General features: G+C 71.9%; 21 protein-coding genes. 7 read left to right on the top strand and 14 right to left on the bottom strand.

Annotated elements, in window-relative coordinates:
- Together dut and AB0912_RS04425 are read right to left on the bottom strand one after the other, a co-directional pair.
- Complete coding sequence (gene dut, locus AB0912_RS04420) at nt 1-525, bottom strand: dUTP diphosphatase (protein WP_366696427.1); 525 nt, start codon at nt 523-525, stop codon at nt 1-3.
- Nucleotides 522-1,106: a PaaI family thioesterase gene (locus AB0912_RS04425; protein ID WP_366696428.1), complete on the bottom strand. Its 585-nt coding sequence runs from the start codon at nt 1,104-1,106 to the stop codon at nt 522-524. The genes dut and AB0912_RS04425 overlap by 4 nt, the downstream gene beginning before the upstream one ends.
- 58 nt (nt 1,107-1,164) lie before the next feature.
- On the opposite strand from AB0912_RS04425, the gene AB0912_RS04430 reads away from it, so the two are divergent.
- On the top strand, nt 1,165-1,626 hold the full coding sequence (locus tag AB0912_RS04430) for a DUF3093 domain-containing protein (RefSeq protein ID WP_366696429.1): 462 nt from the start codon (nt 1,165-1,167) through the stop codon (nt 1,624-1,626).
- Between the two features lie 173 nt (nt 1,627-1,799).
- On the opposite strand, the gene AB0912_RS04435 is transcribed toward AB0912_RS04430, so the two are convergent.
- The 4 genes from AB0912_RS04435 to AB0912_RS04450 all read right to left on the bottom strand — a co-directional run bounded on the left by AB0912_RS04435 (nt 1,800) and on the right by AB0912_RS04450 (nt 5,301).
- Nucleotides 1,800-2,708: a hypothetical protein gene (locus AB0912_RS04435; RefSeq protein ID WP_366696430.1), complete on the bottom strand. Its 909-nt coding sequence runs from the start codon at nt 2,706-2,708 to the stop codon at nt 1,800-1,802.
- Nucleotides 2,709-2,721: 13 nt separating this feature from the next.
- Complete coding sequence (locus tag AB0912_RS04440; protein ID WP_003997302.1) at nt 2,722-3,018, bottom strand: DUF4193 domain-containing protein; 297 nt, start codon at nt 3,016-3,018, stop codon at nt 2,722-2,724.
- Between the two features lie 393 nt (nt 3,019-3,411).
- Nucleotides 3,412-4,641, bottom strand: a complete 1,230-nt coding sequence (locus AB0912_RS04445) for a HAMP domain-containing sensor histidine kinase (RefSeq protein WP_366696431.1) — start codon at nt 4,639-4,641, stop codon at nt 3,412-3,414.
- A gap of 6 nt (nt 4,642-4,647) precedes the next feature.
- Nucleotides 4,648-5,301, bottom strand: coding sequence for a response regulator transcription factor (locus tag AB0912_RS04450; RefSeq protein WP_164375176.1), 654 nt, complete (start codon nt 5,299-5,301; stop codon nt 4,648-4,650).
- A gap of 416 nt (nt 5,302-5,717) precedes the next feature.
- Between AB0912_RS04450 and AB0912_RS04455 the strand changes: the two genes are divergently transcribed.
- Nucleotides 5,718-5,891 (top strand): hypothetical protein, encoded by a 174-nt coding sequence (locus AB0912_RS04455; protein WP_366696432.1) that lies wholly within the window; start codon nt 5,718-5,720, stop codon nt 5,889-5,891.
- A 167-nt stretch (nt 5,892-6,058) separates the two neighbouring features.
- On the opposite strand, the gene AB0912_RS04460 is transcribed toward AB0912_RS04455, so the two are convergent.
- Nucleotides 6,059-6,874 (bottom strand): inositol monophosphatase family protein, encoded by an 816-nt coding sequence (locus AB0912_RS04460; RefSeq protein WP_366696433.1) that lies wholly within the window; start codon nt 6,872-6,874, stop codon nt 6,059-6,061.
- A gap of 8 nt (nt 6,875-6,882) precedes the next feature.
- Entirely contained in the window at nt 6,883-8,010 is a 1,128-nt protein-coding gene (locus tag AB0912_RS04465) for a ferrochelatase (RefSeq protein ID WP_366696434.1), read from the bottom strand.
- Nucleotides 8,011-8,270: 260 nt separating this feature from the next.
- Between AB0912_RS04465 and AB0912_RS04470 the strand changes: the two genes are divergently transcribed.
- Both AB0912_RS04470 and AB0912_RS04475 read left to right on the top strand, forming a co-directional pair.
- Nucleotides 8,271-9,509, top strand: a complete 1,239-nt coding sequence (locus tag AB0912_RS04470) for an MFS transporter (RefSeq protein WP_366696435.1) — start codon at nt 8,271-8,273, stop codon at nt 9,507-9,509.
- Nucleotides 9,469-10,788: a D-arabinono-1,4-lactone oxidase gene (locus AB0912_RS04475; protein ID WP_366696436.1), complete on the top strand. Its 1,320-nt coding sequence runs from the start codon at nt 9,469-9,471 to the stop codon at nt 10,786-10,788. The genes AB0912_RS04470 and AB0912_RS04475 overlap by 41 nt, the downstream gene beginning before the upstream one ends.
- Here the strand turns inward: AB0912_RS04475 and AB0912_RS04480 are convergent.
- Complete coding sequence (locus AB0912_RS04480) at nt 10,712-11,524, bottom strand: hypothetical protein (RefSeq protein ID WP_366696437.1); 813 nt, start codon at nt 11,522-11,524, stop codon at nt 10,712-10,714. The two genes, AB0912_RS04475 and AB0912_RS04480, sit on opposite strands and share 77 nt — an antisense overlap.
- A gap of 472 nt (nt 11,525-11,996) precedes the next feature.
- Here AB0912_RS04480 and sepH point away from each other — a divergent pair, with 472 nt between their 5' ends.
- Entirely contained in the window at nt 11,997-13,055 is a 1,059-nt protein-coding gene (sepH, locus tag AB0912_RS04485; RefSeq protein ID WP_366696438.1) for a septation protein SepH, read from the top strand.
- A 244-nt stretch (nt 13,056-13,299) separates the two neighbouring features.
- On the opposite strand, the gene AB0912_RS04490 is transcribed toward sepH, so the two are convergent.
- Nucleotides 13,300-14,127: a sulfurtransferase gene (locus tag AB0912_RS04490; RefSeq protein ID WP_366696439.1), complete on the bottom strand. Its 828-nt coding sequence runs from the start codon at nt 14,125-14,127 to the stop codon at nt 13,300-13,302.
- A 330-nt stretch (nt 14,128-14,457) separates the two neighbouring features.
- Here AB0912_RS04490 and AB0912_RS04495 point away from each other — a divergent pair, with 330 nt between their 5' ends.
- Nucleotides 14,458-15,273, top strand: coding sequence for a VOC family protein (locus AB0912_RS04495; RefSeq protein ID WP_366696440.1), 816 nt, complete (start codon nt 14,458-14,460; stop codon nt 15,271-15,273).
- 49 nt (nt 15,274-15,322) lie between these two features.
- Here the strand turns inward: AB0912_RS04495 and AB0912_RS04500 are convergent, their stop codons facing one another.
- The 4 genes from AB0912_RS04500 to AB0912_RS04515 all read right to left on the bottom strand — a co-directional run bounded on the left by AB0912_RS04500 (nt 15,323) and on the right by AB0912_RS04515 (nt 20,801).
- Complete coding sequence (locus AB0912_RS04500; protein ID WP_366696441.1) at nt 15,323-15,970, bottom strand: thymidine kinase; 648 nt, start codon at nt 15,968-15,970, stop codon at nt 15,323-15,325.
- Nucleotides 15,971-16,029: 59 nt separating this feature from the next.
- On the bottom strand, nt 16,030-17,217 hold the full coding sequence (locus tag AB0912_RS04505) for a nucleotide pyrophosphatase/phosphodiesterase family protein (RefSeq protein WP_366696442.1): 1,188 nt from the start codon (nt 17,215-17,217) through the stop codon (nt 16,030-16,032).
- Nucleotides 17,217-17,804 carry a DUF5998 family protein gene (locus AB0912_RS04510; protein WP_366696443.1) on the bottom strand — a complete coding sequence of 196 codons (588 nt, stop codon included), beginning with the start codon at nt 17,802-17,804 and terminating at the stop codon, nt 17,217-17,219. Before AB0912_RS04510 ends, AB0912_RS04505 begins: the two co-directional genes overlap by 1 nt.
- A gap of 159 nt (nt 17,805-17,963) precedes the next feature.
- On the bottom strand, nt 17,964-20,801 hold the full coding sequence (locus AB0912_RS04515) for a GNAT family N-acetyltransferase (protein ID WP_366696444.1): 2,838 nt from the start codon (nt 20,799-20,801) through the stop codon (nt 17,964-17,966).
- Nucleotides 20,802-20,975: 174 nt separating this feature from the next.
- Here AB0912_RS04515 and AB0912_RS04520 point away from each other — a divergent pair, with 174 nt between their 5' ends.
- Nucleotides 20,976-21,257, top strand: a complete 282-nt coding sequence (locus AB0912_RS04520; protein ID WP_081219834.1) for an HPr family phosphocarrier protein — start codon at nt 20,976-20,978, stop codon at nt 21,255-21,257.
- The last annotated feature ends 34 nt before the right edge of the window (nt 21,258-21,291 follow it).

Here is a 21,291-nt window from a genome sequence, read left to right on the forward strand (position 1 = left end):
TCACTGTCCTTCCCGGTCGGATACGACCGAAGCGTATCGATTCCCACCCGTTGTGCTGTCCACGACGGCATGGCCGCCGGTGGACCCGAAGCCCCCTGCGGCCCGCGCCGAGCCGGGAAGCTCCGCGACCTCCCGGAAGCGAACCTTCTCGACCTGCTGGACGACCAGTTGAGCAATCCGGTCGAAGCGCTCGAACCGCACCGACTCGTACGGGTCGAGATTCACCACGATCACCTTGATCTCCCCACGGTACCCGGCATCAACCGTCCCCGGGGCATTCACGAGGGCGACGCCGCAGCGGGCGGCGAGGCCGGAGCGCGGGTGCACGAAGGCCGCGTAGCCCTCGGGCAGCGCGATGGACACGCCCGTCGGCAGCACGGCCCGCTCACCGGGCTTCAGCTCGTGGCTCTCGGTGGTCCTGAGGTCGGCTCCGGCGTCGCCGGGGAGCGCGTACTCGGGGAGCGGGACGTCCGGGTCGACGCGGCGGATCTGCACGTCGAGTTCGGGACGGGGGTCACGGGTCACGGGTTCACCTCGAAGGCACGGGCTCGCCGGATCTGGTCCGGGTCGTTCATGGCGGCCCGGATCTCCTCCGGGCGTCCGTTGTCGATGAAGTGGTCGACCTTCACCTCGACGAACAGGGCGTCGGCGCGGACGGCCACGGGTCCCTCGGGACCGCCGATGCGACCGGTGGCGGTGCAGTAGATCTTCCGGCCGGCCACCGCGGTGACCTCGGCCTCCAGATACAGCACCGTGTCCACGGGGACGGGACGGAGGAAGTCGGTCTCCAGGCGGCCGGTCACGGCGATCGTCCGCAGCAGCCAGTTCAGCGAACCGAGCGTCTCGTCCAGCGCGGTGGCGAGGACGCCGCCGTGCGCGAGACCGGGGGCACCCTGGTGGACGGGCCGCACGGTGAACTCCGCCGTGACGCGGACGCCGTCACCCGCGCGGGCGTCGAGGTGGAGCCCGTGGGGCTGTCCCCCACCGCATCCGAAACAGTGTTCGTAGTGTGCTCCGAGGGGCTCACCGGGAGCGGGCGCGTCGGGGTGCCGCACCGGCGCGACGGCGTCGGCGGGAGGCGTCAGAGCTGCGGAAGTACCACTCACAGGCGCAGACCTTACCCGCGCGTCCACCAAGTCTTCGCACCGTGCCAAGCTTGGCTTCATGCAGCTCTCCGCATCCCCGTACGAAGAACGCCTCACCGCGCCCCGGTCGTGGTGGGCGATCAGCTTCCTGGTCGGGCTCGCGCTGGCCCTGGTCTTCCTCCCGTTCGGCACGCTGCCGATGCTGGGGGCCCTGGTCGGCGGCACCGCCGTGGCGGCGGTCGCGGCCAGCGCGTACGGCTCGATCCGCATCCGCGTGGTCGGGGACGCCTTGATCGCCGGCGACGCGAGGATTCCGGTCGCGGCCCTCGGTGACGCCGAGGTGCTGGACCGGGAGGAGGCGCGCGCCTGGCGCACGTACAAGGCCGACACGCGCGCCTTCATGCTGCTGCGCTCGTACATCCCGACGGCTCTGCGCGTCGAGGTCACCGACCCGGCGGACCCGACGCCGTACCTGTATCTGTCGACCCGGGAGCCGGAGCGCCTGATCGCGGCGCTGGAGACGGCGCGCGCCTCGGTCTAGGCGCGCACGCGCCCGCACCCGGCACGCGTCACAGAGCCCGCACGGGCCGAAAGCCCGCACGGGCCGCACTGCGCTCACGCGCCACACGAATGATCACCAGGGTGTTCGGCGGGGCCTGTTCGGGACGTCCGAATGCCGGGCAGGCCCCCGGGGACGTTCGCCACGTCCGCTCGTCAGCGCCCCAGCTCCTTGGGGATCTCCCCGATACGCAGCGGGTCGGCCGGCTCCTCCAGCGGAGGCAGCTCCGGCAGCGCCTCCCACGGCACCTGCATCTTGCGCAGGTCCTTGCGGATGTGGTTGGCCAGCCGTCTGGTGTCCCGGCGGTTCATCACCGCCCCGACCGCGGCGCCGACCATGAAGGGCATCAGGTTGGGCAGGTCGCGGACCGTCCGCTTCATGATCTGCTGGCGCAGCTCGCGCTTCATCTGACCGCCGAGCGCGGCGTTGATCGTCACGGGCTTGGTCACGTCGATCCCGCGCTCGCCCGACCAGGAGTTCAGGTAGGCAGTGCTGCGCTGCTTGAGGTTGCCGGGCGGCCTGACGCCGTAGACCTCGTGCAGCTCGGCGATCAGTTTGAGTTCGATCGCGGCGACGCCGGTGATCTCGGCGGCCAGCTCCGTGGGCATGGCGGGCGGCACCGGCAGCATGGCGGCGGCGCCGACTCCGGCACCGACGGTGGAGGTCGCGGCGGCGGCGCCCGCCACGAGCTTGTCCGCGAGCTGTTCGGGGCCGAGGCCCGGGAACTGCTTGCGCAGGGTCGCGAGGTCCCGTACGGGAACGCGCGGGGCGAGATCGATGATCCGGTCGGCGAGATACGCCAGGCCCGCCCTGGCCCGGCTGCCGCTCTTCTGGACGCCCTTCCTGACCCCGTCCCGGACCGCGGCCACACGTCGCCTCGCGGCGGGTGCGGGGGTGTCCGGGGAGGCCGTCAGGCCGCCTGTGGCGTCCGCCCGGTCGAGCGAGGCTGATCCCTGTTCGGAAGAGCCCCGCTCGTCGTCACGCACGCCTTCAGGGCCCTCAGGGGACCCTTCGTCCGCTGCCCTGGGGAAGCGGCGCTTCCAAGGAGGGGTCGAGCCTGTCACGGCCGACCCTGCCTCAGTCGCAGTCGCGGCAGATCGGCTGGCCGTTCTTCTCGCGGGCCAGCTGACTGCGGTGGTGCACCAGGAAGCAGCTCATGCAGGTGAACTCGTCCTGCTGCTTGGGCAGCACCCGGACGGCCAGCTCCTCGTTCGAGAGGTCCGCTCCGGGAAGCTCCAGGCCTTCTGCGGCCTCGAACTCGTCTACATCGACGGACGACGTGGACTTGTCGTTCCGGCGAGCCTTCAGTTCTTCAAGGCTGTCCGAGTCGACGTCGTCGTCGGTCTTGCGTGGGGTGTCGTAATCCGTTGCCATGTCAGCTCTCCCCCTCTGGGTGTCTGCGGTGTCTCGACGCACGTAACGCGTGAGAGGCCGGACTTGTGCCCGACCTGAGGCGGAGATTTTGCCTCACATCAAGGTCTGTTACTCAATCGACACCCAACCGGACTCCCCATGAGTGATCGGCTTGGATGGCGATGCGGACCGTACACGGTCCGAAGGCCGCACATCAAAGGCGTCCCACCGTGTACTTCCCGTGATCGGGACCCCCGAAAACCCGGATTTTCCCGGCTTTCCGGCAGCTTGCATGATCACGGAGAGTGGATGGAAACCTCTGCGCCCTTGTGATCGATCACACACGGGCCGCCCGGTCGGGCAACCAGAAAATTCCGCGCAAAGCGAACATCAACGCGTGTCGGCGACATGGTCTCAGACAGGAAGGGTGACGCGCATCACGAGGCCACCCCCTTCTCGGGGCCGGGCGACGATATGGCCGCCGTGCGCCCGGGCCACCGACCGGGCGATCGACAGGCCGAGGCCCACGCCCTTGTCGCTGCCCGTGCGCTCGGTGCGCAGCCGCCGGAAAGGCTCGAAAAGATTGTCGACCTCGTACGCGGGAACGACCGGTCCCGTGTTCGACACGACCAGGACCGCCTGACCGTGTTCCGCCTCGGTGGTGACCTCGACCCAGCCGTCCTCCGGCACGTTGTACCGGACGGCGTTCTGGACGAGGTTGAGGGCGATCCGCTCCAGGAGCACTCCATTGCCCTGGACGATCACCGGGTGCCGCTCACCGCGGATCTTCACGCCCTTGGCGGCCGCCTCGGCGTGCACCTGGTCCACGGCCTGGGTGGCGACCTCGGCGAGGTCCACCGGCTTGCGCTCGACGATCTGGTTGTCGCTGCGGGCGAGCAGCAGCAGGCCCTCGACGAGCTGCTCGCTGCGTTCGTTCGTGGCGAGCAGTGTCTTGCCGAGCTGCTGGAGTTCCACGGGCGCGCCCGGATCGGAGAGGTGCACCTCCAGGAGGGTGCGGTTGATCGCGAGCGGGGTGCGCAGTTCGTGCGAGGCGTTGCCGACGAAGCGCTGCTGGGCGGTGAACGCGCGTTGCAGCCGCTCCAGCATGTCGTCGAAGGTGTCGGCCAGCTCCTTCAACTCGTCGTCCGGGCCGTCCAGTTCGATCCGCCGGGACAGATCGGAACCGGCCACCGCGCGCGCGGTGCGGGTGATCCGGCCGAGCGGTGACAGGACGCGGCCGGCCATGGCGTAGCCGAACGCGAAGGCGATGACGGCGAGGCCGAGCAGGGCCAGCAGGGAGCGGCTGAGCAGGTTGTCCAGCGCGTGCTGGCGCTGTTCGTTGACGCAGGTGTTCATCGCGCTGTTGAACACGTCGGGCGAGGCTTGGTCGGGCAGGTTGCAGATGGTGCTGGTGACCTTGCCCTCGGTGATCTTGAACGGCAGCTCGCTGCCGACGTTCAGCGCCTGCGCCGCGAGCAGGTAGATGATCGACAGCAGCAGGATGCCGGCGATCAGGAACATGCCGCCGTAGAGCAGCGTGAGCCGTATGCGGATGGTCGGGCGCAGCCAGGGGAACGGCGGCTCGGGACGGGGGTCCCAGGTGGGCTTGGGGGGCGCCGTGGGGGGCGCGGGTGTGCTGGCCACGGCGGATCAGATCCGGTAGCCGGAGCCGGGCACGGTGACGATCACGGCGGGCTCGCCGAGCTTGCGGCGCAGCGTCATGACGGTCACCCGGACGACGTTGGTGAACGGGTCCGTGTTCTCGTCCCAGGCCTTCTCCAGAAGCTGCTCGGCGGAGACGACGGCGCCCTCGCTGCGCAGCAGCACCTCCAGGACGGCGAACTCCTTGGGCGCGAGCTGGACCTCCTTGCCGTCGCGGAAGACCTCGCGGCGGTTGGGGTCGAGCTTGATCCCGGCGCGCTCCAGGACGGGCGGCAGCGGCACGCTCGTACGGCGGCCGAGGGCACGCACGCGTGCCGTCAGCTCGCTGAAGGCGAAGGGCTTGGGGAGGTAGTCGTCGGCGCCGATCTCCAGGCCCTCGACGCGGTCGCTGACGTCTCCGGACGCGGTCAGCATCAGCACGCGGGTGGGCATGCCCAGCTCGACGATGCGGCGGCAGACGTCGTCGCCGTGCACGAGGGGGAGGTCGCGGTCGAGGACGACCACGTCGTAGTCGTTGACCCCGATGCGCTCCAGGGCGGCGGCGCCGTCGTACACGACGTCGACGGCCATGGCCTCCCGGCGCAGTCCGGTGGCCACCGCATCGGCGAGCAGCTGCTCGTCCTCGACGACGAGTACGCGCACGGCGCTTGTCCTTCCTCTGTCCACCGGCGCGGCGCGTGTTCGGGCACCCCGCGGGCAGGTCTGTCACGGATGAGGGCTCCATCCTGCCCTTTTCGGCCATAAACCGGCTGTAAGGCAGGTGGCGGCGCCGAAGTGCCGGTCCGTGGGCCGGGAATGCCAGATTTTCTCGCCGGGTTGAGGTTTCCACGGAAGAGAGCGGGGGGAGGACGGCTTTACACCCCGCGATCACGCTCTGCACGTGGCAAGCCACCTTGTGGTACGTCCAACCGCTTCCGCAGAGCGGGCGTGGGTGTCCGGCACCGTCGCCGCCCAGCCCGGGCTGCGCTGGGCGGCACCCATTCGGAGACGTGATCGCCCCTTCCGATCGGCACACCCCCGTGCCACCCGACCCACGACCCAGGACGAGGGGGCGCAGCATGGACGCATTCACCGCAGGACTTCTGCAGCGCATAAGGGCGACCGAGACCGACCTGACGCGTGCCCGCGAAACAGGCGACGACTTCCTCGCCGAGGTCGAGCAGGCCGAGCTGGACGACCTGCACCGCCTGGCCGCCGAGCACGGTGTGGAGGTCGGCGCGACGCGCGTCTGATCAGTACGTATGTGACGGAGCGGGGCCCCGGTATCGATCCAGTACCGGGGTCCCGCTCGGTTTTCCGGGGCCCGTCGGGCCGGTTTCCGGGACCTGTTCGTACGGCACCGTCGGGCCAGTGTCCGGGACCTGTTCGTACGGGACCGTCGGGCCGGTGTCCGGGCCGGTCAGTCGTGCCAGGCCCCGAAGTCCTCCAGGAGCCGCTGGAGGGGCTCGAAGACGCCCGGTGAGGCCGCCACGGCCAGCTCGCCTCCGGGGCGCTCTCCGGGGCGTCCACCGGTCACCGCGCCCGCCTCACGGGCGATCAGGTCCCCCGCCGCGAGGTCCCAGGGGTGGAGGCCGCGCTCGTAGTAGCCGTCGAGACGGCCGGCCGCGACGTCGCACAGGTCGACCGCCGCCGAACCGGACCGGCGCACGTCGCGCACCAGCGGGATGAGCCGCTGCACCACGTCGGCCTGGTGGATCTTGACGTCGGTCACGTAGTTGAAGCCGGTCGCGACGAGGGCCTGGTCGAGGGCGGGCGACGGACGGCAGGTCAGACGGCGCTCACCGACCCAGGCGCCGGTGGCGCGGGCGCCCCGGCCGCGTACCGCGTGGTACGTCTCGCCGCGCATCGGGGCCGCGACCACGCCGACGACGGTCTCGCCGTCCTGTTCGGCGGCGATGGACACGGCCCAGGTCGGCAGTCCGTAGAGGTAGTTGACCGTGCCGTCGAGCGGGTCCACGATCCAGCGGATGCCGCTGGTGCCCTCGGTGGCGGAGCCCTCCTCGCCGAGGAAGCCGTCCTTCGGCCGGTGCTCGGCGATCAGACTGGTGATCAGCTTCTCGGCGGCGATGTCCATCTCGGTGACGACGTCGATCGGGCTGGACTTCGTGGCGGCGACCGTCAGGTCCGCGGGGCGGCCGTCCCGCAGCAGCGCGCCGGCGCGGCGGGCCGCCTCGTGCGCGAGCTGGAGCAGTTCGGTGTGCAGGGGCGCGGTCACGGGGCTCCTCATGCGTAGGGGCTGTCGGCGCCCGCGGCGGCGGGCTTGGGCGTGCGGGCGGGACAGCAGCCCACCGGACACAGGTCGTGGCTCGCACCCAGGGCGCCCAGGGCACACGGTGTCACCCCGCGGCCGCTCTCGGCCGCGGCGCGCTCCAGCACCAGGTCACGAACCGCCGCGGCGAACCGCGGGTCGGACCCGACGGTGGCCGAACGCCGGATGGGCAGCCCCAGCTCCGCCGCCTTGGCGCGCGCCTCGGTGTCCAGGTCGTACAGGACCTCCATGTGGTCCGACACGAACCCGATCGGCACCATCACGGCGGCCGGGACTCCGGCGCCGTGCAGCTCCTCCAGGTGGTCGCAGATGTCCGGCTCCAGCCAGGGGATGTGCGGGGCGCCGGAGCGGGACTGGTAGACGAGCCGCCAGGGGTGGTCGACGCCCGTCTCCTCGCGCACCTTCGCCACGATCAGCCGCGCCACGTCCAGGTGCTGGCGGACGTACGCGCCGCCCTCGCCCTGTCCCTCGACGGGACCGGAGGTGTCGGCCGCGGCGGTCGGGATGGAGTGCGTGGTGAACGCCAGGTGCGCGTCCGCGCGGACCTCCTCGGGCAGCTCGGCCAGCGACCTTAGGACGCCCTCGGTCATCGGCTCCACGAAGCCGGGGTGGTTGAAGTAGTGGCGCAGCTTGTCGATCCCCGGCAGCTCAAGCCCCTCGTCGGCCAGGACGGCGAGCGCGCCGGCCAGGTCCTCGCGGTACTGCCGGCAGCCCGAGTACGAGGCGTACGCGCTGGTGGCCAGGACGAGGATCCGGCGCCGGCCGTCGGTGACCATCTCCCGCAGCGTGTCGGTCAGGTAGGGCGCCCAGTTCCGGTTGCCCCAGTAGACCGGCAGGTCCAGACCGTGGTCGGCGAAGTCCTTGCGCAGCGCGTCGAGCAGGGCGCGGTTCTGGTCGTTGATGGGGCTGATCCCGTCGAACAGGAAGTAGTGCCGGCCCACCTCCTTGAGCCGCTCCTTGGGGATACCCCTGCCCCGCGTCACGTTCTCCAGGAACGGAACCACGTCGTCCGGCCCTTCGGGGCCGCCGAACGAGAGCAGCAACAGGGCGTCGTAGGGGGTGGCATCGAGCACGTCTGGCATGCCTCCGATCCTGCCACCCGGCACTGACATGCGAGAAACGGCGGTGAGTTCCGGGGCGTGGCGGCGAGTTCGGCTCCGGCGCGTCGCGGTGTGTTCAGCGGGGCGTGCCAGGCGGGTGCGAGGCCCGCGACGGAGACGCGTTCCGGGGGTGCGTTCCAGGGTGTCCTGAGCCGTAAGCTGTATCGGCCAGCTTCACGCCTTACCGGAGTTCGGCCGCCCGTGGTGACCGGGAGGGCCGAGCCGAGCCGACGGAGACCCCCGTGCCCAGCCCGTACCGCGCCCTGTTCGCCGCCCCCGGCTCCAAGGGCTTCTCCGCCGCGGGTTTTCTCGGGCGGATGCCGCTGTCCATGATGGGCATCGGCGTGGTCACGATGATCTCGCAGCTCACCGGGCGGTACGGGCTCGCCGGCGCGCTCTCGGCGACCATGGCGCTGGCCGCCGCCGCGCTCGGCCCGCAGGTCTCCCGGATGGTCGACCGGCACGGGCAGCGGCGCGTACTGCGGCCCGTCACGCTGTTCGCGCTCACCGCCGCGGCCGGGCTGCTCCTCACCGCCCGTTTCGCGTGGCCGGACTGGGTGCTGTTCGTGTGCGCGGCCGGCATCGGCTGTGTCCCGAGCATCGGCGCGATGGTCCGGGCCCGCTGGGCGGCCCTCTATGGAGGCACCCCGCAGTTGCACACCGCGTACTCCCTGGAGTCCGTGGTGGACGAGGTCTGCTTCATCTTCGGGCCGATCATCTCCATCGGGCTGTCCACGGTGTGGTTCCCGGAGGCGGGCCCGCTGCTCGCCGCCTGCTTCCTCGCGGCCGGCGTCTTCTGGCTGACCTCTCAGCGCGCCACCGAGCCCGCGCCGCATCCGCGTGAGCAGCACAGCGGCGGTTCCGCCCTGCGCTCGGCCGGACTCCAGGTACTGGTGGCCACGTTCGTGGCGACCGGCACGATCTTCGGAGCCGTCGACGTGGTCACCGTGGCCTTCGCCGAGGAGCGGGGTCACAAGGCGGCGGCGAGCATCGTCCTCGCGATCTACGCGGCGGGTTCCTGCCTCGCCGGAGCCGTCTTCGGACTCGTGCGCGTCAAGGGGGCGCCGGAACGCAGGTGGCTGCTGGGCATATGCACGATGGCCGTGAGTATGATCCCCCTCCTACTGGTCGGAAACTTGCCGTTCCTGGCCGTGGCGCTGTTCGTTGCGGGTCTCTCCATCGCTCCCACGATGATCACCACGATGTCCCTCATCGAACAGCACGTACCTCGCGCCAAACTGACCGAAGGCATGACCTGGGTGAGCACGGGACTCGCGGTCGGGGTCGCGCTCGGCTCCTCCGTGGCCGGCTGGGTGATCGACGCCGCCGGTGCGAAGTCCGGGTACGTGGTTCCGGCCGTGTCCGGGGCCGTCGCTGTCGCGGTGGGTTTCCTCGGGTATCGCCGGCTCAGCAGGCCGGTTCCGGCGCGGGGAGGGTCTCATGAGCACCACAGTGAGCGGGAAGAGCGGCACGTGGCGTAATTGGGCGGGGAACGTCACCGCCCGTCCCATACGGGAGGTCACCCCCGCCTCGGCCGACGAGGTATCCGCCGCCGTGCGCGCGGCGGCCGAGGACGGCCTGACGGTGAAGGCCGTCGGCACCGGACACTCGTTCACCGCCGCCGCCGCGACGGACGGTGTGTTGATCCGCCCTCAACTGTTGACCGGGATTCGCCGGATCGACCGTGAGGCCATGACCGTCACGGTGGAGGCCGGCACCCCGCTCAAGAGGCTCAACCTGGCGCTCGCGCGGGAGGGGCTGTCGCTCACGAACATGGGCGACATCATGGAGCAGACGGTCTCGGGCGCCACGAGCACCGGAACGCACGGCACCGGACGGGACTCGGCCTCGATCGCCGCGCAGATCAGGGGCCTTGAGCTGGTGACGGCGGACGGTTCGCTGCTGACCTGCTCCGAGAAGGAGAACCCGGAGGTGTTCGCGGCGGCCCGGATAGGCATCGGCGCCCTGGGGATCGTCACCGCGATCACCTTCGCCGTGGAGCCCGTCTTCCTGCTCACCGCCCGCGAGGAGCCGATGACCTTCGACCGGGTCACCGCGGACTTCGACGCGCTGTTCACGGAGAACGAGCACTTCGAGTTCTACTGGTTCCCGCACACCGGTAACTGCAACACCAAGCGCAACAACCGCAGCGCCGGCCCCGAGAAGCCGGTGGGGGCGGTCAGCGGCTGGATCGAGGACGAGTTCCTCTCCAACGGCCTCTTCCAGGCGGTCAACCTGCTCGGCCGCGCCGTGCCCGCCACCATCCCGTCGATCGCCCGGATCTCCAGCCGCGCGCTGTCCGCGCGGACCTACACGGACATCCCGTACAAGGTCTTCACCTCGCCGCGCCGCGTGCGGTTCGTGGAGATGGAGTACGCGGTTCCGCGCGAGGCCCTGGTCGAGACGCTGCGCGAACTGAAGGCGATGGTCGAGCGCTCGGCGCTGCGGGTCAGCTTCCCCGTCGAGGTGCGCACCGCGCCCGCCGACGACATCACCCTCTCCACCGCGTCCGGCCGGGACAGCGCCTACATCGCCGTCCACATGTTCCGGGGCACCCCGTACCAGGCGTACTTCACCGCCGCCGAGCGGATCTTCACCGCTCACGAGGGGCGGCCCCACTGGGGCAAGGTGCACACGCGGGACGCGGAGTACCTCTCCGGGGTCTATCCGCGCTTCGGCGAGTTCACGGCGTTGCGGGATCGGCTCGATCCGGACCGGCGCTTTGCGAATGACTACTCGCGGAGGGTGCTGGGGTCGTAGCGGTCGTACTGGGTGCCGGGGCGGGGGTTTCGTTCCCGGTCCCGGACTCCGAGGACGCGCCGTCGTCGGGCATCGGCCGGGAGGTCGTACCGCCGCCGCTTCCCGGTGCGCGCGACGCGCCGCCGTCGTCGCCGGTGGACGGTTCGGGATTCCGGGGAGACTCGGGGACCGAGGACGGCGAGGGTGTCGTGCCGGAGCCGGAACCGCCCGAACCCGAGCCGGAGCCGTGCCCCTTGAAGGCGTCCCCGACGGTGGTGCTGGTGCCGTCGCCGCTGAAACTCCGGCCCGAGACCAGCTCGTACGTGGTGATGCCGGTCATCGTGACGCCGAAGACCAGGGCGGTGGCGATCAGCGGCCGCTTCCAGCTTCTGACCTTGGCGCGGTAGACGGTGCCCTCGGTGAACTCACCTGGGACACCGGCGGTCGCGCCCGCCGGCACCCGCACGGGCCTCGGCGTCTTCGCCCGCTGCTTCGGCTGCACCGTGACCTCGCGCAACTGCTCCCCGGTGCGCCTGAAGAAGTGCTGGAAGATCGTTCCGCCGCTGGTGGCGATGACGCTGACGACGCCCGCGCCCAGGATCGTCCCGTAGACGCCGAAGTAGGAGGCGAGTTTCGCGGCGATCACCGCGGCGACCGCGCTTCCCGCCACCTGAGGGACGCTCAGGTCCAGCCTTTTCTTCCTCGGTTCCCCGTCGGCACCCGGCTCCTGGCCGCCGACACCCGGATTCTCACGCATTCCCGGACCTTGCCTGCCTTTCCCGTACTTGATCGACTGATCGCACGAGAAAGGGACGTACAGGCGAAACGATTAGTTCCGTTTCTGGCGATTCCGTGAAGTGCGCCACGTTCTCTGGCCATGGATTCGCCGTCAGGAGCGGCCAACTGGCACCTCCCGCTCGAAGTTGGGCGGCGCGCCGATCCACGCGGGTGGCCCGAATGGAGTACTGTTGCGAGCCCTGGGTCCGGACTCCCGCCAGGGTGTCCGGGGCCTTGCAGGACCGCCGGGAGGGGGCTCGTTGCACAGGGTGATGAAGTTCGTCACTTAGCGTTGCGAATAGGTAACCGTGCCATAACGGCGATCCCGGGCCCGTGCCCGACACGCCGGGCAACTCGGCAAGGTTGTGGCAGGCTGCACCCGGGCAGGCCACACTCGACTAGCGGAAGCAGCGACGCACGTGACGTCGGCAGGCACCACCCGGGAGGTCCCCATGCCCGAACTGCGTGTCGTGGCCGTCTCTAACGACGGCACACGGCTGGTGCTGAAGGCTGCGGACAGCACGGAGTACACGCTTCCGATTGACGAGCGTCTGCGCGCCGCGGTACGCGGTGACCGTCCCCGCCTCGGCCAGATCGAGATCGAGGTGGAGAGCCATCTCCGCCCCCGAGACATCCAGGCGCGTATACGCGCCGGCGCCTCCGCCGAGGAGGTGGCCCAGCTCGCCGGAATCCCCGTCGACCGCGTCCGCCGGTTCGAGGGACCCGTCCTGGCCGAGCGCGCCTTCATGGCCGAGCGCGCCCGGAAGACCCCCGTGCGCCGGCCCGGCGAGAACGTCGGACCCCAGCTCGGCGAGGCCGTCCAGGAGCGCCTGACGATCCGGGGCGCCGAGAAGGACACCGTCCAGTGGGACTCCTGGCGCCGTGACGACGGCACCTGGGAAGTCATGCTGGTCTACCGGGTCGCGGGCGAGCCGCACGCGGCGAGCTGGACGTACGACCCGCCCCGGCGGCTCGTCCAGGCCGTCGACGACGAGGCGCGCTCGCTGATCGGCGAGTCCGAGGACCTCGCGGCGCCCGAGCCGAGCTTCCCGTTCGTGCCTCGGATCGCCCGGCTCCCCCGGGACCGCCCGCTGGACCGCGCCCTGGACCGGCAGATGGAGCGCCCGAGCCTGCCCGCGGCGCCCCCGGAGCCGGCCGAGGAGACCGGCGAACGGGACTCGCTCACCAGCCTCCTGGAGGCGGTGCCCAGCTTCCGCGGCGACATGGTGGTGCCCGAGCGGCCCGCCGCGACCACGGCCCAGCGTCCGGTCACGGAGGAGCCCGACACCGAGCCCGAGGAGGAGGAGCCGCCGGCTCCCGCCGCCTCCGCCGGTGCCGGTTCCGCCTACGCGGACGTCCTGATGCCTCGATCCGTCGGCAGCCACCGCGACCGGCTGGTCGGCTCGACCGACCGCCAGGCCGAGGCCGACGGGGTCCGCCCGGGCCGCAGAGCGGCCGTCCCGAGCTGGGACGAGATCGTCTTCGGCACACGGCGGAAGAAGCAGGACTAGTCGGATGGACCTGGACGGGGCCCGCACCGGTGTGGTGCGGGCCCCGTTCTCGTGCGCCGGGTCGTCCGCCACGCCCACGCACGTCAGGTGGCCACGCGCCGGAACCTCGCACGTCAGGTGGTGCGCCGGAACCTGGTGCGCGAGGCCTTCGCGCGCCGGAAGGCCCGGAGTCCCGTGGGCGCGGCGGGTCCGGGTGCACCGACGACGGCCCTTGGGGCGGGTCCGGGGCCACCGGGCCGCGCCGTTACTGCGGGTCGGGGCCCACCGCGACCGGGCGGTCCTCGTCCTGGGACCACTCCGACCACGAACCCACGTACAGCGTGGCCGGGATCCCGGCCACGGCGAGTGCCAGCACCTGGTGCGCGCCGGAGACACCGGAGCCGCAGTAGACGCCGACCTCGGAGGCGGGCGTCGCGCCCAGCGACTTGAAGCGGTCGGCGAGTTCGGCGGCGGGCCGGAACCGGCCGTCCTCCGCCACGTTCTCCGTTGTCGGCGCGGAGACCGCGCCGGGGATGTGCCCGCCGACCCGGTCGATCGGCTCGACCTCGCCCCGGTACCGCTCCCCCGCGCGGGCGTCCAGCAGCAGCCCCGAGCGGGCGAGCGCGGCGGCTCCGTCCGCGTCGAGCAACGGCCGGGCGCCGGGCGCCGGTACGAACGTTCCGTGCGCCGGGGCGGGGACCTCAGAGGACACCGGTCCGGTCCAGGCGGCGAAGCCGCCGTCAAGCACGCGTACCGACGGATGACCCGAATAGCCCAGCAGCCACCAGGCGCGCGCGGCGGCCCAGCCCTGCCCGCCGTCGTACACGACCACATCACGGTCCGCGGACACCCCGGCGGCCCGCATGGCCGCGCCGAAGACCTCCGGGTCGGGCAGCGGATGACGGCCCCCGGCACCGGCCGGACCAGCGAGTTCGGAATCCAGGTCGACGAAGACGGCACCCGGGATGTGCGCCTCCTCGTACGCGGAGCGCAGGTTGGGGCCGCCCAACTGCCAGCGGACGTCGAGGAGAACCGGAGGGTTCGGCCCCGCGAGATCGCTCGCGAGTTCGGATGCGGTGATGATGGCGTTCATGGCCACCATCCTCGCGCACGGGGTGGCCGTGTTGTCCAGGTCCGGCTACTGTGCTCCGCCGGGCAGGTCCGGTCACCGCGTGTACGGGATCGGGCACATGCTGTACAACCGATGGACATCACGCGGCAATCGCCCCGAAACGGCGGGGCGACGGCAGTTCGGGCATCCTCCGGCCGTGTGCCGCCGAACGGCGGCGCGGCCGGGACGCACGGCACGGGCTGTGGTGCGACCATCGGGCACGGGGCGTGCGGGTACGCGACGGAGTACGCGTACGCGGGCTCGTAGGCGGAAGGTGACCGGCCACCGCGAGGGGCCGAGAAGAGAGTGACGATGACCGAGGCACGGGGGTCAGCCGGCCTGAACCGCAGCACGCACGCTCGGCACGCGCCCGGCGCACCCTGCTGGGTGAGCCTGATGGTGCACGAGATGGCCGCGACCCAAGAGTTCTACGGAGAGTTGTTCGGCTGGGAGTTCCAGCCGGGGCCGCAGCAACTGGGCCCCTACGCGCGGGCCCTGCTCGACGGCCACGAGGTGGCCGGCATCGGCCAGTTGCCGCCCGACCGCCATCTGCCCATCGCCTGGACGCCCTACTTCGCCTCGCTGGACGCGGACCGGACGGCCGCGACGGTACGGCAGAGCGGCGGCACCGTGGGCGTGGGCCCGCTCGACGCGGACGAGGCCGGGCGCCTCGCGATCGCCTCCGACCCGTCGGGCGCGGTGTTCGGCATCTGGCAGGTCGCGGCCCATCTGGGCACGGCGATCACCGGGGTGGCCGGCACCCCGGCGTGGAACGAACTGGTGACGCGGGACAGCGACAGCGTGGTCAAGTTCTACCAGGGGGTCTTCGGCTACGAGCTGGAGCCGACCGTCTCGGCCGACTTCGACTACGTGACGCTGCACATCGACGGCAGGCCGGTGGCCGGCATCCACGGGGTGGGCAACGCCCTTCCCCGGGACCGTGGTCCGCACTGGCTGACGTACTTCGAGGCCGCCGACGTCGACGAGACCGTGCGCCGTGTCAGGGAACTCGGCGGGCATCTCCTCAAGCCGGCCCACGACTCCCCGCACGGGCGGGTGGCCACGGTGGCGGACCCCGAGGGGGCGATGTTCTCGTTGATCCACGCGGTCGATCATGCCGGGACTTGATGGATCAATGTCTGCCGTCATGTGATCCATGCGGTCAACGTCCGGCGTTTCAGGCCTGGGAGATCGGGAGGACGTCCGGTGACAGGGCACTCGCGTGGGCCGTGGCGGCGGTCATACGACGGCGGTGGTGCCGGCGGCACAGGACCTCGTAGCCGATGTCGTCCGGCTGGTTGACGTCACCGACGACGACCTGGGCGCCCTCGACGACCATCGCGCCACCTATGGTGCGGGCGTTGTGCGTGGCCCGGGCTCCGCACCAGCACAGGGCCTCGACCTGGAGGACCTCGACCCGGTCGGCGAGTTCGACCAGTCGCTGGGAGCCGGGGAAGAGCTTGGAGCGGAAGTCGGTGGTGATCCCGAAGGCGAACACGTCGACGTCGAGGTCGTCCACCACCCGCGCCAGTTGGTCGATCTGACCCGGCGCCAGGAACTGCGCCTCGTCCGCGATCACGTAGTCCGCCCGGCCGCCCTGGGAGAGGTGGTCGACCACATAGGCGTACAGGTCCTGGTCGTCAGCCACCTCGACCGCGTCGGTGACCAGGCCGAGACGCGAGGACAGCTTGCCCTCGCCCGCGCGGTCGTCACGCGTGAAGATCATGCCCTGGAGGCCCCGCGCCGAGCGGTTGTGCTCGATCTGGAGAGCCAGCGTGGACTTCCCGCAGTCCATCGTTCCGGAGAAGAACACCAGCTCGGGCATGGGGAGTCGAGCACCTTTCGGCAGCGGGGGCGAGGGAATGAGCGGCGACGGGGCGGGCGTCAGGAACGGACTTGGAGCAGCGGGACCAACTGCTCGGCGGGGGTCATCGAGCCGTGGTTGCCGACCATGGACGACTCCTTGGGCTCCCGCTCGGACGCGATGATCAGGACGTCGTCCCGGGCGGCCGCGATGACGTCGCCCAGGCGGTCGTAGACCCGGTCGTCCACGTGGGGGCCGAACCAGCCGGCCGCGATCGCCTCGTCCCGTGAGGCGATCCAGAACTGCTCGCCGAGAACCTCGCGCCAGCAGGTCAGCACGTCCGCCTGGGCGCCCGGGACCGCGTAGACGTGCCGGGCGCGGCCCTCGCCGCCCAGCAGGGCCACGCCGGCGCGCAGCTCCCAGTCCTCGTCGAAGTCGATGCGGTGCTGCTCGTCGAACGGGATGTCGATCATGCCGTGGTCGGCGGTGACGTACAGCGCCGAGCGCGGCGGAAGCTGCTCGGCGAGCCGCTGTACGAGCCGGTCGACGTACATCAACTGGCCGCGCCAGGGGTCGGAGTCGAGGCCGAAGCGGTGGCCCTTGCCGTCGACCTCAGCGTAGTACGTATAGACCAAGGAGCGGTCGCCCGCGGCCAGTTGCCCGGCGGCGAGGTCCACGCGGTCCTCGCCGGAGAGCCGTCCGTGGAACGTGCCGCCGCTCAGCGCGATCTTGGTTAGCGGGGTGTTCTGGAAGGTGGGCGAGGAGACCTGGGCGGTGTGCACGCCCGCCGCGTCGGCGAGCTGGAAGATCGTGGGGTGGGGCTGCCAGGCGCGCGGGTCGGTCCACGGGTTCCAGCGGAGCTGGTTCATCAGCTCGCCGGTGGCCGGGTCGCGCACGGTGTAGCCGGGCAGACCGTGCGCGCCCGGGGGCAGGCCGGTGCCGACGGAGGCGAGGGATGTCGCGGTGGTGGCCGGGTAGCCCGCGGTGATCGGACGCCCCGTGCCGCCGCGCGAGGAGGCGAGGAGCGAGGTGAGGAAGGGGGCCTCGTCCGGGTGGGCCCGCAGTTGCTCCCAGCCGAGACCGTCGATGAGGAACACGCAGTTCCGGTCGGCCGGAGCCAGCTCCGGTATGGCGGCGGTCATGCCGGGTACTGCCATGCCCGCGGCGAGCGTGGGCAGCAGGTCGGCCAGGGATCCGGCGCCGTACTCGGGGACGGGCGCGGAGTCGACGGCGAGCGGTTCCGGGTGGTCCCAGGTGGGCAGCGCCATCAGCGGCTGACGTCCGCGGTCGCTTCGGAGAGGGACTGCGCGAAGGCGAGGGCCTGCTGCACGGTCTCGGGGCCGTCTCCGGCCTCGCTGACGCGCAGGCTCAGGTCGTCGGCCGTCGAGCTGCCCGTGTAGCCGTGGTCCGCCTCGCAGTCGGGGTCGCCGCAGGCGGCGGGCTCCAGGTCGATACGGCTGACGGCTCCCCAGCCGATGGTCAGGACGACCTCGCGGGGCAGGGTGCCCGGGGTGTACGACTCGGGGTTCGCGACGACGCGGCTGAGGACGACGGACGAGATCCGGCCGATCTTGACGGACTCGGTCGAGGTGGTCGCGTAGGGGGTGGGAGACGTGGTGTCGGCGTTCTGCTCGTCGGTGTGGCTCACGATGAAGCGGTTGCCGGTGAGGACGAGCACGGTGACGTGCCGGCGCACCTCGTTCGCGTCGAACGTCGTCTCCTGATGGACCAGGTACGACCGGATGGTGTCGCCGCCGATCGCGGCCTCCACCGCCTCGGCCACGAGGGCCGGGTAGTAGCCGCTGCGCTCGATCGCCGCTCGCAGCCCCTGGGTCGTCGTACTGGTCTTGGCCATGACGTCCATCCTACGGGGGCCCACTGACTGCGAGGCACCGCTCGCGTGGGTCTGTCGTGGACGGATCACCGGGGATCCGGCACGCCGAGCCGCCCGGCCGCGCCTGTCCGGGGGCGGCGGCGCCCGGCCGGGTGTGTGCCCGACGGGCGGCTCGCGCGGTCAGACGACGGGCAGGGTCCGGGGGCCGAGATCGTCCCGGATCGGGGCGCGGGCGAGGCGCACGGTGGCGCCCAGGACGCTCGCGCCGGTCGGGGCGACGACCACCGGCTCCAGGGCGACGGCGACGACCTCCGGGTGGTCGTCGACCAGCCGGGACACCCGCAGCATGAGCTGTTCGAGGGCCGCCGTGTCGACCGGTGCGGAGCCGCGCCAGCCGAACAGGAGTGGTGCCGTCCGGATCGACCGGACCAGGGAGGTGGCGTCCCGGTCGGTGACCGGGATCAGCCGGTGCGCCGTGTCCCCGAGCAGCTCGGAGGCGGCTCCGGCGAGCCCGAAGGAGAGCACCGCACCGGCGGCCGGGTCGATGACGGCGCGGACCACCGTGTCGACGCCCCGGGGCGCCATCGCCTGCACGACCGGCCGCAGCACCGCCGGCGCGCCGAACAGCTCGGTCAACTCCGTGTACGCGCGGCGCAGTTGCTCCTCGTCGGCCAGGTCGAGCCGTACGCCGCCCAGGTCGGCCCGGTGGCGCAGGTGCGGCGCGGTGGTCTTGAGGGCCACCGGGTAGCCGATGGCGCGCGCGGCGGCGACCGCGTCGTCCGGGGTGGGGGCGGGCAGGACGCGGTGCACGTCGATGCCGTACCGCCCGAGCAGTTCGACGGTGTCGTCACCGTCGAGGGTCAGGCCCTCCCCGCGCGCGAGGAGCCCGTCGATCAGCTCGGCCGCGCCCTTCTCGTCGATGTCCTCGTACTCGGGGACCTTGCCGGGCTCGGTGGCGTCGAGCCGCCACTGGGCGTACTTGACGGCCTCGGCGAGGGCCCGGACGGCCCGCTCGGCGGCGGGGTAGGCGGGGATGAGCCGGGAGTCCGGCGGGGGCTCGGAGCCGGCCTCGGCGGGCGGCTCTCCGTCGGCGGGGTGGAAGCGCCGGCCCGCTCCGGAGGCGGCGCCGGCGGGCGGGGCGGCGGGCTGGGGCGCGGTGCTGGCGGCGGCCGACAGGGCCTCCGCGAGGCCGCCCAGCTCGACGTGGACGACGAGCACGGGCTTGGCGGGGGCGGCCAGGGCGGAGGAGCGGAGCGCCTCGGCGAGGGCGGCGTCGGCGGTCGGGGTCTCCCCCACGGCGGGGATGGCCGTCACGACCACGGCGTCGCAGCCGTCGTCGGCGAGGGCGTCCGAGAGCGCCCGGTGGAAGTCGGCCGGCGAGGCGCCCGTGGTCAGGTCCTTCGGCGGCAGCGGCCGGAGCCCCTCGGCGAGACAGGCGTCGTAGGTCAGCAGTCCCAGGGACTCGGAGTTGCCGACGATCGCCACCCGGGGTCCCCTGGGGAGCGGCTGGCGGGCCAGCAGCAGTCCGGCGTCGACCAGTTCGGTGATCGTGTCCACCCGGATCACCCCGGCCTGGCGCAGCAGGGCGGAGACGGTGGCGTGCGGCAGCCGAGTGGCCCGTACCGCGTGTCCCTGGGGGGCGGCTCCGCCGTGCCGTGCTCCCTGGACGACGACCAGTGGCTTGGCGGCGGCGGTGCGGCGGGCGAGGCGGGTGAACTTGCGCGGGTTGCCGATGGATTCGAGGTACATCAGGGCGACGTCGGTGTCCGGGTCTTCGAACCAGTACTGGAGGACGTCGTTGCCCGACACGTCCGCCCGGTTGCCGGAGGAGATGAAGGTGGACACGCCGGTGACGCCCGTGACGCCGCCGCCGCGCCGGTGCAGCCGGGAGAGCAGGGCGATGCCGATGGCGCCGGACTGCGCGAACAGCCCGATCCGGCCGGGGCGCGGCATCTCCGGGGCGAGCGAGGCGTTGAGCCGCACCTCGGGGGAGGTGTTGATGACCCCGAAGGCGTTCGGCCCGATGATGCGCATGCCGTACGTGCGGGCGTGCCGGACGAGTTCGCGCTGGCGCTCGCGCCCCTCGGGCCCGCTCTCGGCGTACCCGGCGGAGACCACGACGAGGCCCTGCACGCCGTGCTCGCCGCACTCCGTGACGACCTCGGGGACCTGCTCGGCGGGGACGGCGACGACCGCGAGGTCGACGGGCTCCTCGATGTCGCGGACGGAGCGGTGGGCGGGGACGCCGGCGAGTTCCTTCTCCTCCAGGGCCCTGTTCACCGCGTACAGGCGGCCGGTGAAGCCGGCCTCGCGGAGGTTGTCGAGGACACTGCGGCCGACCCCTCCGGGGGTGCGTCCCGCGCCGATGACGGCGACCGAGCCGGGCGCCAGGAGGCGCTGCACGGAGCGGGCCTCGGCGCGCTGCTCCCGGGCCCGCTGTACGGCGAGCGAGCGGTCGGTGGGTTCGAGGTCGAACTCCAGGCGTACGACGCCGTCCTCGAAGCTGCGCTTCTGGGTGTAGCCGGCGTCCGTGAACACCTTGATCATCTTGTTGTTCGCGGGCAGGACCTCGGCGGCGAAGCGGCGGATTCCGCGCTCGCGGGCCACCGCCGCGATGTGTTCGAGCAGGGCCGAGGCCACGCCGCGGCCCTGGTGGGCGTCCTGCACGAGGAAGGCGACCTCCGCCTCGTCGGCGGGCGCGGACGCGGGCAGGCCCCGGGCGTCGATCCGGTCGTAGCGCACGGTCGCGATGAACTCGCCGCCCACCGTGGCGGCGAGGCCCACCCGGTCCACGAAGTCGTGGTGCGTGAAGCGGTGGACGTCCTTGGCGGACAGCCGGGGGTAGGGCGCGAAGAAGCGGTAGTACTTCGACTCGTCCGAGACCTGCTCGTAGAAGCTGACGAGGCGCTCGGCGTCGTCGACCGTGATGGGGCGGATGCGCGCGGTGCCGCCGTCGCGCAGCACCACGTCGGCTTCCCAGTGCGCGGGGTACTCGTGCCGGTCCGACGAGGTCTGCATGGGCCCCAGACTACGGCTCGCGTACGACAACGGCGCGAGGCAGTCTGTCGGGTACGCATGTCACCCCGAGGCCGTGGGGATACCGTCCGCGGCCGGGACGCGGGCCGTCCGGGTCCGCTTCCCGATATGGGACACTGGTCTAGACAACCCTGAACACCTGAAGGGCAGCATCACATGGCTGAGCGCCGCGTCAACGTCGGCTGGGCTGAGGGTCTCCACGCCCGTCCCGCCTCCATCTTCGTCCGGGCCACCACGGCCTCCGGCGTCCCCGTGACGATCGCCAAGGCCGACGGCAACCCCGTCAACGCGGCCTCCATGCTGGCGGTCCTGGGCCTGGGTGCCCAGGGCGGCGAGGAGATCGTCCTCGCGTCGGACGCCGAGGGTGCGGACGCCGCCCTCGACCGTCTGGCGAAGCTGGTCGCCGAGGGGCTCGACGAGCTTCCCGAGACCGTCTGAGCCGAGCCCGCGAGGCACTCGGACCTTCACACGG

The organism is Streptomyces sp. NPDC007084 (assembly GCF_040703595.1).
In the GTDB taxonomy this organism is placed as follows: Bacteria; Actinomycetota; Actinomycetes; order Streptomycetales; family Streptomycetaceae; genus Streptomyces.

Excerpts from the sequence above, each read along its gene's own strand:
- AB0912_RS04520 (WP_081219834.1), top strand. The coding sequence starts at position 20,976 with ATGGCTGAGCGCCGCGTCAACGTCGGCTGGGCTGAGGGTCTCCACGCC.
- AB0912_RS04475 (WP_366696436.1), top strand. The coding sequence starts at position 9,469 with ATGAGCACCACAGTGAGCGGGAAGAGCGGCACGTGGCGTAATTGGGCG.
- AB0912_RS04480 (WP_366696437.1), bottom strand. The coding sequence starts at position 11,524 with ATGCGTGAGAATCCGGGTGTCGGCGGCCAGGAGCCGGGTGCCGACGGG.
- AB0912_RS04510 (WP_366696443.1), bottom strand. The coding sequence starts at position 17,804 with ATGGCCAAGACCAGTACGACGACCCAGGGGCTGCGAGCGGCGATCGAG.
- AB0912_RS04490 (WP_366696439.1), bottom strand. The coding sequence starts at position 14,127 with ATGAACGCCATCATCACCGCATCCGAACTCGCGAGCGATCTCGCGGGG.
- AB0912_RS04500 (WP_366696441.1), bottom strand. The coding sequence starts at position 15,970 with ATGCCCGAGCTGGTGTTCTTCTCCGGAACGATGGACTGCGGGAAGTCC.
- AB0912_RS04430 (WP_366696429.1), top strand. The coding sequence starts at position 1,165 with ATGCAGCTCTCCGCATCCCCGTACGAAGAACGCCTCACCGCGCCCCGG.
- AB0912_RS04515 (WP_366696444.1), bottom strand. The coding sequence starts at position 20,801 with ATGCAGACCTCGTCGGACCGGCACGAGTACCCCGCGCACTGGGAAGCC.
- AB0912_RS04505 (WP_366696442.1), bottom strand. The coding sequence starts at position 17,217 with ATGGCGCTGCCCACCTGGGACCACCCGGAACCGCTCGCCGTCGACTCC.
- AB0912_RS04465 (WP_366696434.1), bottom strand. The coding sequence starts at position 8,010 with ATGCCAGACGTGCTCGATGCCACCCCCTACGACGCCCTGTTGCTGCTC.
- AB0912_RS04455 (WP_366696432.1), top strand. The coding sequence starts at position 5,718 with ATGGACGCATTCACCGCAGGACTTCTGCAGCGCATAAGGGCGACCGAG.
- AB0912_RS04440 (WP_003997302.1), bottom strand. The coding sequence starts at position 3,018 with ATGGCAACGGATTACGACACCCCACGCAAGACCGACGACGACGTCGAC.
- AB0912_RS04495 (WP_366696440.1), top strand. The coding sequence starts at position 14,458 with ATGACCGAGGCACGGGGGTCAGCCGGCCTGAACCGCAGCACGCACGCT.
- sepH (WP_366696438.1), top strand. The coding sequence starts at position 11,997 with ATGCCCGAACTGCGTGTCGTGGCCGTCTCTAACGACGGCACACGGCTG.